The organism is Leptospira ilyithenensis, assembly GCF_004771005.1.
In the GTDB taxonomy this organism is placed as follows: domain Bacteria; phylum Spirochaetota; class Leptospiria; order Leptospirales; family Leptospiraceae; genus Leptospira_A; species Leptospira_A ilyithenensis.
The window spans coordinates 37,736-52,178 of the sequence record NZ_RQHV01000042.1; the positions used below are offsets into that span (position 1 = coordinate 37,736).

The 14,443-nt window shown below is 41.7% G+C and carries 16 protein-coding genes; 5 read left to right on the forward strand and 11 right to left on the reverse strand.

Annotation, left to right across the window (positions count from 1 at the left end; all coding sequences use genetic code 11):
• Nucleotides 1-54 precede the first annotated feature (54 nt).
• Genes EHS11_RS06805 through hrcA form a run of 7 tightly spaced genes read right to left on the reverse strand, consistent with a single transcriptional unit; the run spans nt 55 to nt 7,138 of the window.
• On the reverse strand, nt 55-822 hold the full coding sequence (locus EHS11_RS06805; protein ID WP_135763650.1) for an SDR family NAD(P)-dependent oxidoreductase: 768 nt from the start codon (nt 820-822) through the stop codon (nt 55-57).
• A 27-nt stretch (nt 823-849) separates the two neighbouring features.
• Nucleotides 850-1,413, reverse strand: a complete 564-nt coding sequence (locus EHS11_RS06810) for a YqgE/AlgH family protein (RefSeq protein ID WP_135763651.1) — start codon at nt 1,411-1,413, stop codon at nt 850-852.
• Complete coding sequence (locus tag EHS11_RS06815) at nt 1,413-2,375, reverse strand: Gfo/Idh/MocA family protein (RefSeq protein ID WP_135763652.1); 963 nt, start codon at nt 2,373-2,375, stop codon at nt 1,413-1,415. Before EHS11_RS06815 ends, EHS11_RS06810 begins: the two co-directional genes overlap by 1 nt.
• 24 nt (nt 2,376-2,399) lie before the next feature.
• Entirely contained in the window at nt 2,400-3,518 is a 1,119-nt protein-coding gene (dnaJ, locus tag EHS11_RS06820) for a molecular chaperone DnaJ (RefSeq protein ID WP_135763653.1), read from the reverse strand.
• An 18-nt stretch (nt 3,519-3,536) separates the two neighbouring features.
• Complete coding sequence (gene dnaK, locus EHS11_RS06825; RefSeq protein ID WP_135763654.1) at nt 3,537-5,468, reverse strand: molecular chaperone DnaK; 1,932 nt, start codon at nt 5,466-5,468, stop codon at nt 3,537-3,539.
• Nucleotides 5,469-5,496: 28 nt separating this feature from the next.
• On the reverse strand, nt 5,497-6,093 hold the full coding sequence (grpE, locus tag EHS11_RS06830; RefSeq protein WP_135763655.1) for a nucleotide exchange factor GrpE: 597 nt from the start codon (nt 6,091-6,093) through the stop codon (nt 5,497-5,499).
• A gap of 13 nt (nt 6,094-6,106) precedes the next feature.
• A complete protein-coding gene (gene hrcA, locus EHS11_RS06835; protein WP_135763656.1) occupies nt 6,107-7,138 on the reverse strand; it encodes a heat-inducible transcriptional repressor HrcA in 1,032 nt (343 codons plus the stop codon).
• 215 nt (nt 7,139-7,353) lie between these two features.
• On the opposite strand from hrcA, the gene EHS11_RS06840 reads away from it, so the two are divergent.
• The 4 genes from EHS11_RS06840 to EHS11_RS06855 all read left to right on the forward strand — a co-directional run bounded on the left by EHS11_RS06840 (nt 7,354) and on the right by EHS11_RS06855 (nt 10,101).
• Nucleotides 7,354-7,803 carry a MarR family winged helix-turn-helix transcriptional regulator gene (locus tag EHS11_RS06840; RefSeq protein ID WP_135763657.1) on the forward strand — a complete coding sequence of 150 codons (450 nt, stop codon included), beginning with the start codon at nt 7,354-7,356 and terminating at the stop codon, nt 7,801-7,803.
• 7 nt (nt 7,804-7,810) lie between these two features.
• Nucleotides 7,811-8,275: a GNAT family N-acetyltransferase gene (locus tag EHS11_RS06845; RefSeq protein ID WP_167884379.1), complete on the forward strand. Its 465-nt coding sequence runs from the start codon at nt 7,811-7,813 to the stop codon at nt 8,273-8,275.
• A gap of 65 nt (nt 8,276-8,340) precedes the next feature.
• Nucleotides 8,341-9,525, forward strand: a complete 1,185-nt coding sequence (locus EHS11_RS06850) for a thiolase family protein (RefSeq protein ID WP_135763659.1) — start codon at nt 8,341-8,343, stop codon at nt 9,523-9,525.
• 39 nt (nt 9,526-9,564) lie between these two features.
• Nucleotides 9,565-10,101, forward strand: coding sequence for a winged helix-turn-helix transcriptional regulator (locus EHS11_RS06855; protein WP_135763660.1), 537 nt, complete (start codon nt 9,565-9,567; stop codon nt 10,099-10,101).
• Here EHS11_RS06855 and EHS11_RS06860 read toward each other — a convergent pair.
• Entirely contained in the window at nt 10,075-10,542 is a 468-nt protein-coding gene (locus EHS11_RS06860; protein WP_135763661.1) for a MaoC family dehydratase, read from the reverse strand. The genes EHS11_RS06855 and EHS11_RS06860 overlap by 27 nt on opposite strands.
• 73 nt (nt 10,543-10,615) lie before the next feature.
• Between EHS11_RS06860 and EHS11_RS06865 the strand changes: the two genes are divergently transcribed.
• Nucleotides 10,616-11,794, forward strand: a complete 1,179-nt coding sequence (locus EHS11_RS06865; protein WP_167884380.1) for an MFS transporter — start codon at nt 10,616-10,618, stop codon at nt 11,792-11,794.
• Between the two features lie 18 nt (nt 11,795-11,812).
• Here EHS11_RS06865 and EHS11_RS06870 read toward each other — a convergent pair whose 3' ends face one another.
• Genes EHS11_RS06870 through EHS11_RS06880 form a run of 3 tightly spaced genes read right to left on the reverse strand, consistent with a single transcriptional unit; the run spans nt 11,813 to nt 14,419 of the window.
• On the reverse strand, nt 11,813-12,745 hold the full coding sequence (locus EHS11_RS06870; protein WP_135763663.1) for a sensor domain-containing diguanylate cyclase: 933 nt from the start codon (nt 12,743-12,745) through the stop codon (nt 11,813-11,815).
• Nucleotides 12,738-13,937 (reverse strand): glycoside hydrolase family 172 protein, encoded by a 1,200-nt coding sequence (locus EHS11_RS06875; RefSeq protein WP_135763664.1) that lies wholly within the window; start codon nt 13,935-13,937, stop codon nt 12,738-12,740. The genes EHS11_RS06870 and EHS11_RS06875 overlap by 8 nt, the downstream gene beginning before the upstream one ends.
• A complete protein-coding gene (locus EHS11_RS06880; RefSeq protein WP_135763665.1) occupies nt 13,934-14,419 on the reverse strand; it encodes a hypothetical protein in 486 nt (161 codons plus the stop codon). Before EHS11_RS06880 ends, EHS11_RS06875 begins: the two co-directional genes overlap by 4 nt.
• Nucleotides 14,420-14,443: the final 24 nt, after the last annotated feature.

Sequence of the window (14,443 nt, forward strand, 5' to 3'; positions counted from 1 at the left end):
TGCTCACTATTTGAGCAGTTTGTTTGTTTTTGATTTTAAAAGCGAAATTTAAATTTAGGATTCTTTTCTTTTTTGCCATTTTTGGAAGAGAATATTCTGCCAAAGCCGGTAAATTGGAAATAAAAACGGAAAAAAACGATTTAATACCAACAAACATTTGAATCGAAAGGAAGGATAAACTGTCCTCCTAGGTCGCAGAATCACTTTTACGATTTTTTTCGCCACCTGCGACGGTTCCTGGGCTGGCCAGGGAATGGGAACCGAATTTCCGGCTTGTTCGAAAAACTTTGTCTTTGTTGCAATAGGATAAACAACCGTTAGTTTGAAATTTTTGTTCATTTCATAACGGAATGCTTCTGCAAAAGAATGAACTGCAGATTTTGTCGCGGAGTAAAGTGCATAACCGGGTAAAGGTAGATGCGCCATACCTGAAGCGGTTATGATGATATGAACACCTTTCGGTTGTAAGTTGATCAATTTTTGAATTGTATAGATAGGGGCAAATACATTCACTGAAAATATATTTTTAATACGGCTCCAATCTTCTTTTTGGATCTTTTCGTAGTAAGCAAAACCGGCATTTGCAATGAATACGTCGATTTTATCCAAAATCTCAATGGATTCTTCCAAGAGCCTGTCAATATCGGAAGTTTTGCTCACATCAATTTTGTATTTGCGGAGATTAGGATGATCGGAAATGGTTTCAGGATTCAAATCCCCCACAACCACCAAAGCTCCTTCCGCCAAAAGAAGAGATAGAATCTCTTTGCCTATTCCTGAGGAGGCACCGGTGATCACGACTTTTTTGGATTCTAGTTTCATGATTTGTTATATTTTTGAAAACGAATGCTAATTTAAAAGAGGATCCTTAGTATGTTCAACAAAATATTTATAAATTCCACCCTTACTTCTCAGGGCATCTTTCCAGATTTCTTCCGACTCATCTTCCCGAAAAATCTGTTCTTCCGTGATTTCATTCACTACCCAAGAAAGTTTTTCGAATTCATTTTCCAATTGGCCTGCAGCCCAACCTGCATATCCCTGAAATACACGAAAGTTTGTAGTTTTGGATTGTAAAATTTCAATCATCGTATCGAAACTTCGCGCCATATAAATTCCGGGAATGATTTCCACACCCGGATCATTTGAATCTTTTTGATTGTGAACAATTGTTACAAACATATTGTCCACAGGTCCGCCGCTATAAATTCGTTTATTTGAATGTTTTGTATCGGGAAGATTTTTAATCAACGATTCCATCGTTTGATTTGTCGGTTTGTTTAAAGTAAGACCGAAAGCTCCGTCCTTATCATGATCCACCATTAATATGATGGATTTATGAAAATAATCCTGAATGACACTGGAATTAGAAATTAGAATTTTTCCGCGGGTAGAACCTGGAACTTCAAGCATTACTTTTTTTCTCCGATCTGTTGGAGGATACGATAAGCAACTTCCAAAGTACGAATGTCGGATTCGCCTTTCACCATTGGTTCGGCATTTCCTTGGATGCAAGAAACGAAATGTTCGTGTTCCTGTTTCAAAGGATTGTCTTTGTGAACAAAAATCTTTTCAACTATGGATTCTTGCTTATAACGGATTTCCCCTTTTCCCAACTGCGTAGTGGAACTTGCCTGGCGGTGAATTTCGATTTCCTGGTTTGTAAAATCCAAAAACAAGTAGGAATCTTTTTGAGAAATATTCAAGGTTCTTATTTTTGCCTGGGAAGCTCGTGAAGCATTCAAGCTGGCCACACAACCATTTGCAAAACGGAGTACGACACTTGCTACGTCTTCATGTTTCGAAACGATGGAAGAACCGACGGCCTTCACGTCCACCACATCCGATTTCACCAAGTTTAAAACAATATCGATATCATGGATCATCATATCCAGAACAACTCCCACATCGGAGATCCTGGTATTGAAAGGAGCGATCCTACGTGACTCGATCATAAGTGGATGTTCTGCAATTTTACCAAGTTCCAAGACGGCACCGTTGAATCTTTCTACGTGACCTACTTGCAAAATCAGTTTATTTGCATTGGCAAGATCAACGAGTTCTTTGGCTTCTTCCACCGTTTGAGAAATCGGTTTTTCAACCAACACATGTATTTTTTCAGCTAATGCATCTTTGGCGATCTTGTGATGTAAAAAAGTCGGTGCCGCGATTATTACGGCATCCACTTCTTTAAACAAATCCGCTTCGCTTGCAAAAGCTTTCGTTTTGTGTTTCTCTGCAATTTGAGTTGCTCTTTCCATACTTGCATCAAAGATACCGATCAGTTCGGCATCAGATAACATTTTAGCAACATTGACGTGGTACTGACCCATATGGCCCGTACCAATGACTCCTAAGCGGACTTTTTTATCCATAGATGATTTCAGTTCTCCAATGTCTTACTGGAAAAACAACTTAGATTTTCCGCCACTGCCTACCTTTTCCCCGGATTCACGTGCAAATTCTTCCAGAAGTTCCTTTTGTTTTTTTGTCAATTTTTTAGGAATTTCCACTCGAATGATTACATGTTGGTCCCCTTTTCCATAGGAACCGAGGTAAGGTACTCCATGCCCTTTGAGTCGGAAAACCTGTCCGCTTTCCGTTCCTTCGGGAATTTTCAATTGGATGGTTTTTCCGTCGATGGAAGGCACTTCGATTTCTCCGCCTAAGCATGCTAAGGATAGAGAAATGGATTTTTGTACGATTAAGTCGTTTCCTTGTCTTTCAAAAACGAGATGTTTTTTTATATGAGTGACTACATACAAATCACCGTGAGGTCCACCGTTAGGGCCGGACTCTCCTTCTCCCGAAACTTTTAATCTGCTACCGGATTCAACACCTGCAGGAATCTTTATGTGAATGGTTCGTCTTTTTTCTGTTAGGCCTTCACCTTTGCAGGTTTTACAAGGATTGGAAATGATTTTTCCTTTTCCCTTGCAACGAGGGCAAGTGGTTGTTACACTGAAAAAACCTTGGGTCCTTCGAACTTGACCCGCTCCACTGCAATCCGGACAGACTGTAGGAGAAGATCCTTTCGTAGCTCCGCTTCCGCTGCAATCCACGCAAGTTTCGAGTCTGGGAATTTCAATTTTATATTCTTTGCCGAGAGCTGCATCTTCCAAGCTCACTTCTAAGTTGTAACGAAGATCGGATCCTCTTTGCGGACCTGATCTTCTGGAACCGCCCCGGGCACCACCAGCACCACCGAAAAATTCGCTGAATATATCACCGAAGTCTCCAAAGATGTCTGAAAAATCCGTGTAAGCGCCTTGCCCGAAACCGGGACCACCCGCACCTACAGCCGCTTTTCCATATTGGTCGTAAGCCGCACGTTTCTGCGGCTCACGTAACACTTCATAGGCTTCCGTAGCTTCTTTGAATTTTTCTTCAGCTTCTTTATCACCCTTGTTTTTGTCAGGGTGATATTTTATGGCTAGTTTGCGATAGGCGCTCTTGATTTCATCATCAGAAGCGCCTTTTGCAACGCCTAATACTTCGTAGTAACTACGGTCGCTCATATCTCTACTTCGCTCTATTTATTTTTTATCGTCGTCCACAACCGTATAATCGGCATCGACTACTTTTTCTCCACCCGCTGAACTACCGTTATTTGATTCCGGTTGTTCAGGTCCGCCCGCATTCGGCCCAGCTCCCGCTTCCGCGCCTTGCGAATAGATTTTCTGGCCTATTTGCATTGCAATTTGTTGGATGGAATCACGAGCCGCTTTCATACGTTCGAGATCTCCGGATTCCATTGCTTCGCGTCCCCGTTTCACTTCATCAGTGGCACGTTGTTTTTCGGACTCATCCAATTTATCAGCGGACTCAGCTACTGTTTTTTCCAGTTGGTAAACGATAGACTCAAGTTCGTTCTTGGTGTCGGCAGATTCTCTCGCTTTTTTGTCTTCTTCCGCATGAGCTTCCGCGTCTTTTACCATCTTCTTGATTTCTTCTTCGGATAGTCCGGAAGAAGATTCAATACGAATCTTTTGTTCTTTACCTGTTCCCAAATCCTTCGCAGAAACATGAACAATACCGTTCGCATCAATATCAAAAGTAACTTCGATTTGAGGAACTCCTCTTGGAGCGGATGGAATACCTACTAGATCGAATCTACCGAGTGTTCGGTTGTAGCTCGCCATCTCTCTTTCCCCTTGCAATACGTGAACCGAAACAGTTGTTTGGCTGTCCGCTGCCGTGGAGAACACTTGAGACTTTCTCGTAGGAATGGTAGTGTTTCTTTCGATCAACTTTGTCATTACTCCGCCGAGAGTTTCGATACCGAGTGAAAGCGGAGTCACGTCAAGTAGAAGAACATCTGTTACATCCCCTGCAAGAACGCCGCCTTGGATAGCAGCACCTACTGCCACTACTTCATCCGGGTTTACGGATTTGTTGGGATCTTTTCCGAAAATCTCTTTTACCAATGCTTGAACTGCAGGAATTCGCGTAGAACCTCCTACAAGAATCACTTCGTCAATTTCGCTGGCACTTAAACCTGCATCACGAAGAGCACTCACACAAGGATTACGGGTCTTTTCAACAAGCGCTTTTGTAATATCATCAAACTTTGCTTTGGTGAGCGTCATGTCCAAATGTTTCGGACCGGAAGCATCGGCCGTGATAAAAGGAAGATTGATCTGAGTGGAAGTTGTTCCGGAAAGTTCAATCTTTGCTTTTTCAGCCGCTTCTTTCAAACGTTGTACGGTATTTTTATCGCCGGAGATATCAATGCCAGTTTGTTTCTTGAACTCGTCAATCAACCACTGCATAACTACGTTATCAAAGTCGTCTCCACCCAGGTGTGTGTCACCGTTTGTGGATTTTACTTCAAAGACTCCGTCCCCAAGTTCGAGGATGGATACGTCGAAAGTTCCACCACCTAAGTCATAAACTGCGATCTTTGCATTGGTCTTTTTCTTATCGAAACCGTATGCAAGTGCGGCAGCAGTAGGTTCGTTGATGATCCTTTCTACTTCCAATCCTGCAATACGACCCGCATCTTTCGTAGCTTGTCTTTGTTCGTCATTGAAATATGCCGGAACGGTTACAACAGCCTTCTTTACTTCATGACCGAGAAAGTCTTCGGCAGTTTTCTTCATTTTTTGAAGGATACGTGCTGAGATTTCTTGAGGTGTGAATTCACCGGATACAGTTTCGAATTTAACTCCGTCATTACCGGCACGGATGATTTTGTAAGATACCATCTTTGCTTCATCATTTGTTTCATTGAATCTGCGACCGATGAATCTTTTTGCGGAACGAATCGTATTCACTGCATTTGTTATGGATTGGTTCTTTGCAAATTGACCTACAATGGTTTCACCCTTTGCCGTATAAGCAACGATGGAAGGAGTCGTTCTCGCACCTTCGGAGTTTTGGATCACAACAGGATCTCCACCCTCCATTACAGCAACACATGAGTTAGTTGTTCCTAAATCGATTCCTATGATTTTTTCTTTGGACATGATCTTCTCTCCTTAATTCCTATTAATATTAACTTTGTGGTTTTCCCACTTTTACTCTGGCGGGACGGATGGGTTGTTTGGACTCGCCATCTTCCTGATAATAACCCATTTGATAGGTTTCTATCACGATTTCTTCCGTATATTCCGCACTCTCCTCAGATACGATTGCTTCCATAAACATCGGATCGAAAGGAGTCCCTTTAGGGTCCAGTCTTTTGATTCCTTCACGATCCAAAACGGAGATAAATTCCTTTTGTACCATAAGAATCCCGTCAACAAACGCTTTTACTTCAGGCGTTGGATTGGTAACGTTTGTTACTCGCTCCAGATTGTCCAATGCTCCGAGAAAACCTTCCGCAAATTTTTTAATCGAATCTTTGCGGGCGTTTAAAAGATCATTCGCAGTTCTGCGTTTGTAGTTTTGAAATTCCGCTCTTTCTCTGAGCCAGGAATCTTTCAAAGTATCGATCTCTTTCTTTGCCTTTTCCAATTCCAAATCCGCAACTGTTCCTTGAGCGGATTGTGTTTCCTCATTCAACTCTGCTTTCGCATCGTCGGAGACGGCCTGTCCGTTTGTTTCCGGTTGGAAACCTTCCTGTTCTAATGTTTCATTGGTTTCTGCCATTTCTCCTCCTAATTTAACGACTTAATTTTGTAATCATTTCAGATACTAATTTGGATGTGAATTCCAAGAGTGGTAAGGTCTTGTTATAATTCATCCTTTGCGGTCCTATGATTCCCATGGAACCGATTCTTTTTTCACCCATACGGTAATTGGTCGTGATAATCGTCACACCACCTAACTTCGTATCACCTTCCTGACCGATGATGGTATAAACTCCGTCCATCGGAACATGTTCTGTGAAAAAATTCCTTAAAAAATGTTTTTCATCAAACAGATGAAGAATATTTTCCAAATGGTCTTCCTCATCCTTGAAATTCTCATATAGATTTTTCAATCCGTCTATATAGAGATTATCGCCGACCATACTTTCCGCACCCATGGCGCGGGCAATGGAAGGTGCCAGTTGCACAAAATCTTCAGGTCCGTCTTTTCTCATCATCATTTGCGGGATGAGATTGTTTTGAACTTCGTGAACGTCAAAACCTTTCACATTATCATTCATATAACGCGAAATCTGATAAAGAGTTTCCTGCGAAATATGATGATCGAAGAAAATATTTCTGTTCAATACGGTTCCAGACCGCATAACAAGAATCATAAGAACTTCGTTTCCATTCACATGGATCAGCTCGATATGTTTCAAAGTATCCAGCGACCCTTCCGGTCCAAGCACGACACTCGCACTTTGTGAAAGCGACGCAAGCACCTTGGAGGTAGCTATCAAAACCTGATCCAAGCGGAACTGCATCTTAAGATACTCTTCCTGGATCCTTTGTTTTTCCTTAATCGTGAGTTCAAAAAGAGTCACAAGGCTATCTACATAGAACCTGTAACCTCGTTCAGTAGGAACCCGTCCCCCCGAAGTATGACGTGCCACCACAAAACCCATATCTTCCAACTCTGCCAGAGAGGAACGAATGGTAGCGGGTGAAAGTCCGATGTCATATTTTTCGGAAAGGGTTTTCGAACCAACGGCCCGATTGTCCGAAACAAACTCCTCAACGAGGGCTTTCAAAATGACTCTATGTCTCGGTGAAAGATCCATACTTTGTTTCTATTACTTTTTAGCACTCTGTTCATTAGAGTGCTAAAATATACTAAAAGTTTATGGAAACCTATGTTTTTGGTCAAGCAAGTACTAAAAAAATGGAGCAGTCTCCTTCATTCAGTGCTATTTTCTGGAAAATTCTCCTTTTTCATCCGGAAAATGGGCTAGACGAAGGAAAGTGTATATACACGCTTGGTGCAAAGGGAGTTCCTATGAATGTCTCAAAACAGGATTTAGAAGCAATGGGCCGGGTTTGCCTTAACTTCAATTTAAGAAAAACCACTAGGCTCATTACCTCTTATTATGACCTGCACCTCAAACCGAGCGGGATCAGAATCACTCAATTTACCATACTCTTAAGCATTGCCCACCAAGTGAAATGCAGCATCACCGACTTAAACGGAATCACGGACATCGATAGAACTACTTTACAAAGAAGTCTCGAAATTCTTCGTAGAGACGGTCTTGTGCAAATTGAAAAAGCGGAGTCCGGAAATGTTCGCTCTGTTTCTCTCACAAAAAAGGGTGAAAAAAAATTGGAAGATGGCATCGATCTTTGGAAAAAAGCACAAACCCATATGGAAAAGGAACTTGGAAAAGAAAAGCTGACAACCGGTTTACGACTGTTACATGAAATTAGAAAGGCTGTACCGGCGGAGTAAAGCATCAATGGAAATACGATTCGCCAAAAAAGAAAACCTGGAAGGGATCATGACAATGTTTCAAGAAACGGTTTTGAATATCAGCAGAAACGATTATAGTTCCGAACAATTATCCGCTTGGGCAAGGATATCCGATTCCAAAGAGTTATGGCTTCGCAGAATCTCGGAACAATACTTAATACTTTGTTATGAAGAAAACGATCTGCTGGGATTTGCTTCTTTAAAAGATGACGATTATGTAGATCTTTTATTTGTTCATCACAAAAATCAAAGAAAGGGAATCGGAAAATTATTACTCAATACATTGAGAGATCATGTCCAATCATTAGGCGGAAAATCAATGAAGTCTCATGTGAGTAAAACGGCCAGACCTTTGTTTGAAACATTAGGATATAAAGTTGTTTCACCCAATATTGTCAAGATCGGTGAAGTAGAACTTACCAATTATCTTATGGAAAAGGAAATCATTTAGTATTAAATCAAGTGAAAAGATAAAAATTTCGTTAAATAGTGTATATACACTATAAAGGAGACTATATGGTAGTAATTGTCGAAGGAGCAAGAACTCCTTTTGGAAAATTCGGAGGAGTTTTGAAAGATTTCACATCCGCTGAGCTGGCCGTTATATCTGCAAAAAAAGCAATCGAACGATCCGGGGTAGATGCAAAAGAAATAGAAGAGTCCATTTATGGAAATGTGATTCAAGATTATTCCAATTCCGCATATCTGGCAAGACATGTTGCGTTGAATGTAGGTTTGGCGGAGAACTCTTCCGCTTTGGTGGTAAATCGATTGTGCGGATCGGGACTGGAAGCGATTGTCTCCGGTGCAAGAAAGATTAGCGCGGGGGAAAGTTCTCTGATCTTGGCCGGAGGAGTGGAATCCATGAGCAATGCTCCTATGGTAGCAAAGAATGCAAGGTGGGGAGGCAAGTACGGAGATAGTGTTCTGGAAGATTATCTGGCACACAGCTTAATTGATAGTTTGTATCAATCTCCCATGGGGATGACTGCGGAAAATATCTCTTCCCATTATAAAATTTCCCGGGAAGAACAAGATGAATGGGCAGGTATTTCCCAGATCCGCGCGGAAGCGGCAAAGAACAATGGAATTCTTGGAGAAGAAATAATTCCTGTTACCTTAAAATCCAAAAAAGCGGAACTGTTTTCTCACGATGAACATATCCGGGGGGAATCTTGTGTGAGCCAACTGAAATCACTTCGTCCGGCTTTTATCGAAAATGGAACCGTTACCGCTGGAAATGCTTCCGGAATCAATGATGGTGCCGGATCGGTGATTTTGGCTTCCGATTCTTATGCAAAAACTTTGCATTTGAAGCCTTTGGCAAAAATTCTAGGTTATGCGGTCGTAGGTTGTGATCCGAAGATGATGGGATTGGGTCCTATCTACGCAATTCCCAAAGCGCTAAAACATGCGGGACTCGAACAGAAAGACATTGATCTTTTTGAAATCAATGAAGCCTACAGTGTACAAGCTTTGGCGATCATGAGAGAACTGGCTTTGGATAAGAGTAAAACGAATGTAAACGGTGGAGCGGTTGCCATCGGTCATCCTCTGGGTGCCAGCGGAACCAGAGTTACGTTGACCCTCGCTTATGAATTGAGAAGAAAAAACTTAAAATACGGAGTTGCTTCTCTCTGCATCGGCGGCGGACAGGGAATTGCAATCGTAATTGAAAACGGAGAGGTAACACCCGAATAGTTACTTGTATTATGATAGTTATTCCGATAAAATTGAACTATGAAGCGTAAAAGTTTTGGGAATATGCAGTGCCCTGTGGCTCGCAGTTTGGAATTGGTGGGTGAGTGGTGGAGCATTTTGATTTTAAGGGATGCTATGCACGGACTCACCCGCTTCGATGAATTTGAAAAGAGTTTGGAAATCGCACCTAATATGCTCGCAAGACGTTTAACAGCTCTCGTAAGTTCCGGATTATTGGAACGGAAACAATACCAGTCCAATCCTCCCCGTTACGAATACATTCTTACAAAAAAAGGCAAAGACTTCCGGCCGGTGCTAGTGGCCTTGCTTGCTTGGGGCAATCAGTACTTAGCACCCGAAGGAAAAGCTGTGCTTTTGGTAGATTCCGATTCGGATGCAGTCATCGAACCTATCCTTATAGACAAACATACCAAAAAGCCACTAACGAGAATTAGTTCCAGATTTGTGCCGGGACCTGTGGCAAATCATGATACGATCGCCAGGATCAATTTTGCAAATGATAGAAAATCCAAAAAAGCAAAAAGAAAATTAAACGGGTCTTCTGGGAACATATAGTTTTGCAATAAATAACTGAACCACTTTCCCGTTTTGATTTTTGGTTTTACTGCGAAGCTTTACAATTCCCTGATCGGACCGGGCGCCGGAAGGAATGACCTCTATTACTTCACTTTCTACCTGCAAAGTATCTCCCGGGCGAGTGGGACGCGGCCAACTGATTTCGCCACCCATCCCTACAATCCCGCCTTTGATCAATTTCCCAGATCCAACTAACAAACGCATTGTGATGGAAGCGGTATGCCATCCACTGGCTGCAAGACCTCCAAACAAAGATTCTTTCGCCAAAGAATCGTTCAAATGAAAATCCTGAGGATCGTATTTGCCGGCAAATTCCTTAATTTCTTCTTCCGTGACTATGTAGGACTCGCTTAATAATTTTCTGCCTAAAGACAAATCTTCCAAATACAACCCTTCTTCCGCTATTTTACCGCTTGTCATAAAATCTCCCTTGTAACTTTCATAATGATAGTTAGTATGGAAAAAGAAGTCAATAAAAAGAGAGGAATCCGTCTTGAATCAATTTGAAACATCCGTTCGGAGATTGCATTTATTACTCGCCCTGGCCAATTTTGCGGTAGGTTTGGGAGCATTTGTCGTTATTGGAGTTTTAAGCCCGGTTGCGGCTTCCTTCCAAATCACTCCTTCCGAAGCGGGTTGGTTGATGACGATTTATGCAATCACATATGCTATTTCCTCTCCCTTCCTTGTTGCCATCACAGGCAGTAAGGATCGGGCCTATGTATTGTTTGCAGGTTTAATTTTACTTATACTTGGTTCCACCTTAGCAATTTTTTCTCCCGATTTTTCAGTGTTGTTAGTGGCCCGCGTTTTTATGGCAATCGGTAGCGGAGTAGTCACTCCTGTTGCCTCAGCCATTGGTGCTGCTTCCGTAAATCCCGAACATAGAGGACGTGCACTTGCTACAGTTTTCGGTGGTCTGACTATGGCACAAGCTTTTGGAATTCCTGCGGGAGCATGGATCGGATACGCATTCGGCTGGCGTTTTACATTCGGTGTGGTTGCCCTGCTAGCATTTGTTTGTTTAGTAATATTGTATAAATCAATACAACGCGGAATTGTTGCACAACCAAATTCTCTTTCCACTTTAAAAGAGGTGGTCCTCAGCCCGAGACTTACGATCGCAGTATTTTTTATCGTTCTGTTTATGGGAGGAATTTTTACCTTTTACACCTATCTCACACCCTTTTTGGAAATAAGGTACGGAATTCAAAAAATAGGAGTAACAAGTATACTTTTGATATTCGGACTCGGAGCCATTTTCGGAAATAAGTTAGGCGGATTTTTAACGGACAAGATCGGAGCTGTTCGAACACTTGTAATGGTTTGCACGGCACAGATAGTGATTTTACCCGTTTTAACCTTAGTTCAAATGCCCCTATATGCCATAGGGATTTTGATTTTTGTCTGGAGCGTGTTCGGTTGGTCTTCTCAAGTAGCGCAACAAGCAAGATTGACTGCGCTTGATTCCAAAAGAGCTCCTGTTCTATTGGCGCTTCATTCCGCCTCTATTTATGTTGGTACGTCATTGGGTGCGCTGGTGGGAGGAAAAGTCATTCATTTAACAGGCTATAGTAGTCTGGGAATGGTCGCTTCAGGAATTGTGGTCATCTCTCTGTTGTTACTTGCAGGATCGCAAACCAAAAACGAATCCTCACAGCCTGTAATTTAATAAAAACAGAATTCAAGTTTATACGGGATAAACTTGAATTCGATCTCTTCCTGAATTTTTTGCCTGATATAGGGCAATGTCGGCAAATTTGATGATCTCTTCAGCTTGTTGGCTGGGATGTACTTTCGTATAACCCATGCTAATTGTCACATTAAGGTAAAAATTATCAAAGATAAAAAACCGATGCGCTTTTACCGACTCTCTGATCCGATCCAAAACCAATGCGGCACTTTCAACATCCGTATCCGGCAGGATACAACCGAATTCTTCTCCGCCAATTCTTCCGATCGTATCTTCTTCCCGAAGGCAATCGGTAAAAATTTTGGAAATCCCTTTCAATACCATATCTCCGATATCATGGCCGTAGGAATCGTTTATCGTTTTAAAAAGATCGATATCCATTACTGCCAAAACAGAATCCCTACTTCTGCGTTTTACGATTGCGATTGTTTTTTGAACAGAATCGTAAAACGAACGTCTATTTGGCAAAAGAGTCAGCTCATCCATATAAGCCAAAAGTTTCAAGCTGTTGATCAGAAGTGTTCTTTGGTCTTCCATTCTTTTTCTTTCGCGGATGTCACGAATGATCGTTGCAAAAAGTTTGGTTCCGTCCGTTGCAGGGCTGATTTCAAAAGCTCTGATCTCCACCGGAATCGAAGCACCTAACTTGGTATTTAGCTCCAGTTCGCGCAAGTGCCCTGTAGCATAATGGCTTTCTTCTTTCGAAATGTAATTTGTGATTTGTGCTGTTTTGTTTTCTTCCGGATAAGTTTCTTTGGGAAATAAATAATCCAAAGATTTGTCTTTCAACTCGTCAAAATGAAACCCGCTTAATACTTCTAAGGCGGGATTTACAAGATTGATCTTGTTTTCCGAATCCAAAACTATGATAGCATCGATAGAATGTTCTACGATTTTTTGCGAAATGTCCGCGACTAAAAATTCACTCATGACCCCAGATTAACCCTTTTCCTTTTTCACTTCTAAACGAGTCCCGCCACTTATGAATATGACGAAAATTAATTTCAGGTTGATTTTGCCGTAAATCTTTTTTTGGCAAAACTGGCATAGGCTCGTCAATTATTTCTTGATACCAATAAGCTACACTGACCAGATCCAGGGTCAAGGAATTTGCATGTCCGTGTTCAATTGTAAATTGGAAATTTCTTTCAAAAGCGAGCGGAGACTCAATCCAAAACCGATAAAGATGCGTTCGTCCAAGCCAACCCGTACTTTCCGAGATGCGGGGATATCCGAAATAGGGATGCATAAAAATCTCTTTCGGGCACCAGGCTGTATTAAACAGGTCTTCCGTTCCGGTTCCGTGCAATCGCGACGACAGGACCTCTCCGTCAATCTGAATGGCATCGTCCCCTTCTCCATACCACATGGGTGTTGGTGAATCAACGTAAAGATTAAGGCCGATAAAATGACCTTTTCCTTTGGTTTTGAGAATTGTATAATTGTTCTCCGTATGCATAGGCGCCTTTTCAGTTTCACCTAACAAAGACCATTCGTTTTCCCTGCCTGAGCTTGTTGCAGGTTCGGTAACGGATTTGTTCCACCAGGCATGGAATCTCAGCTTGGAAGCTGGCTCCAATTTCATGGATTCGTAATCTATATAAAAATAAAAACTAGGGATCTCCAAATCCGACTGATTTTCTATTTCGATCCTTGCCTCGGAAGAAAACGGCATAGGGATAAAAGAATTCAGCGCTTTCCCTTTTTTAGGTGCGGCAACAAGGGGAAGAGAATTGAGAATGTATTCTTCCCCCCAACCTTGTCCGAAAAAATCACCTAATGGAACTTCTACGGAAGGATGAATATTTTTATCCCAGTAGATTCTCAATATCACATTTCTGCGAATCATAGGATCTTTGGATGCCAAAGTAAACCAAATATGTTTGATAACACCTGCACCGGAAATGTTTGCGATTGTTACTTTTGAATTTTTAGGAATGACGATAAAATCATCATTTCCGCCGGACCGATCATAACTGGACACTCTTTCGGATTTGTAATTCTTCGGTAGCCAGATTTGATTTTCCCAAGACTGGGCGCCTATCACGCTAAAGATGGAAAATGCAGCGATGATTGTAAAAAATCTAAAAAAGGAAAATCGAGGGAAGATGATTAATTTCATGGGGAGTCGGTTTTAAAATTTTTAGTCCAAAAAACAAAGACGAATGCGGTTAAGGCAGATTGTAATAGTACTTCAAAAGCAACCAGCAAGTGAATAGACGTTGTGACAGACGATAGAAAAAAAAGAAATCCTTCCAGGTTTCCGGGAGAGGGTCCGATGCTTGCAATCCCTCCAACGAGGCCCTTCAACCAAAACACAGTGAGAAATCGTTTGGTAAAATTTTGGGCCGCAAACCAATCCCAGATAAGAATCAGAAAAAAAACAAAAACCAGCGCATGCAATATCTGGAATGGAAGGAGCCAAGTCATAGCTATCGCCCATTCGGTCGGATTTTTTTCCGTAATGAGAAAGGTAGCAAATACGGGATTGTCACCTTCGTAATAACTTTTCATGACCAAATTGTAATAGGAGACCGAAACTAAGAGATATGAAAATAAATGACAGAGAACCAATCGAAATGTTATTTTAATCCAGGCTTTCATGTTTAATCTGTCCTATATATAATA

Coding starts and splice junctions, on each gene's coding strand:
- EHS11_RS06805 (WP_135763650.1), bottom strand. CDS start 822: ATGAAACTAGAATCCAAAAAAGTCGTGATCACCGGTGCCTCCTCAGGA.
- EHS11_RS06810 (WP_135763651.1), bottom strand. CDS start 1,413: ATGCTTGAAGTTCCAGGTTCTACCCGCGGAAAAATTCTAATTTCTAAT.
- EHS11_RS06815 (WP_135763652.1), bottom strand. CDS start 2,375: ATGGATAAAAAAGTCCGCTTAGGAGTCATTGGTACGGGCCATATGGGT.
- dnaJ (WP_135763653.1), bottom strand. CDS start 3,518: ATGAGCGACCGTAGTTACTACGAAGTATTAGGCGTTGCAAAAGGCGCT.
- dnaK (WP_135763654.1), bottom strand. CDS start 5,468: ATGTCCAAAGAAAAAATCATAGGAATCGATTTAGGAACAACTAACTCA.
- grpE (WP_135763655.1), bottom strand. CDS start 6,093: ATGGCAGAAACCAATGAAACATTAGAACAGGAAGGTTTCCAACCGGAA.
- hrcA (WP_135763656.1), bottom strand. CDS start 7,138: ATGGATCTTTCACCGAGACATAGAGTCATTTTGAAAGCCCTCGTTGAG.
- EHS11_RS06840 (WP_135763657.1), top strand. CDS start 7,354: ATGAATGTCTCAAAACAGGATTTAGAAGCAATGGGCCGGGTTTGCCTT.
- EHS11_RS06845 (WP_167884379.1), top strand. CDS start 7,811: ATGGAAATACGATTCGCCAAAAAAGAAAACCTGGAAGGGATCATGACA.
- EHS11_RS06850 (WP_135763659.1), top strand. CDS start 8,341: ATGGTAGTAATTGTCGAAGGAGCAAGAACTCCTTTTGGAAAATTCGGA.
- EHS11_RS06855 (WP_135763660.1), top strand. CDS start 9,565: ATGAAGCGTAAAAGTTTTGGGAATATGCAGTGCCCTGTGGCTCGCAGT.
- EHS11_RS06860 (WP_135763661.1), bottom strand. CDS start 10,542: ATGACAAGCGGTAAAATAGCGGAAGAAGGGTTGTATTTGGAAGATTTG.
- EHS11_RS06870 (WP_135763663.1), bottom strand. CDS start 12,745: ATGAGTGAATTTTTAGTCGCGGACATTTCGCAAAAAATCGTAGAACAT.
- EHS11_RS06875 (WP_135763664.1), bottom strand. CDS start 13,937: ATGAAATTAATCATCTTCCCTCGATTTTCCTTTTTTAGATTTTTTACA.
- EHS11_RS06880 (WP_135763665.1), bottom strand. CDS start 14,419: ATGAAAGCCTGGATTAAAATAACATTTCGATTGGTTCTCTGTCATTTA.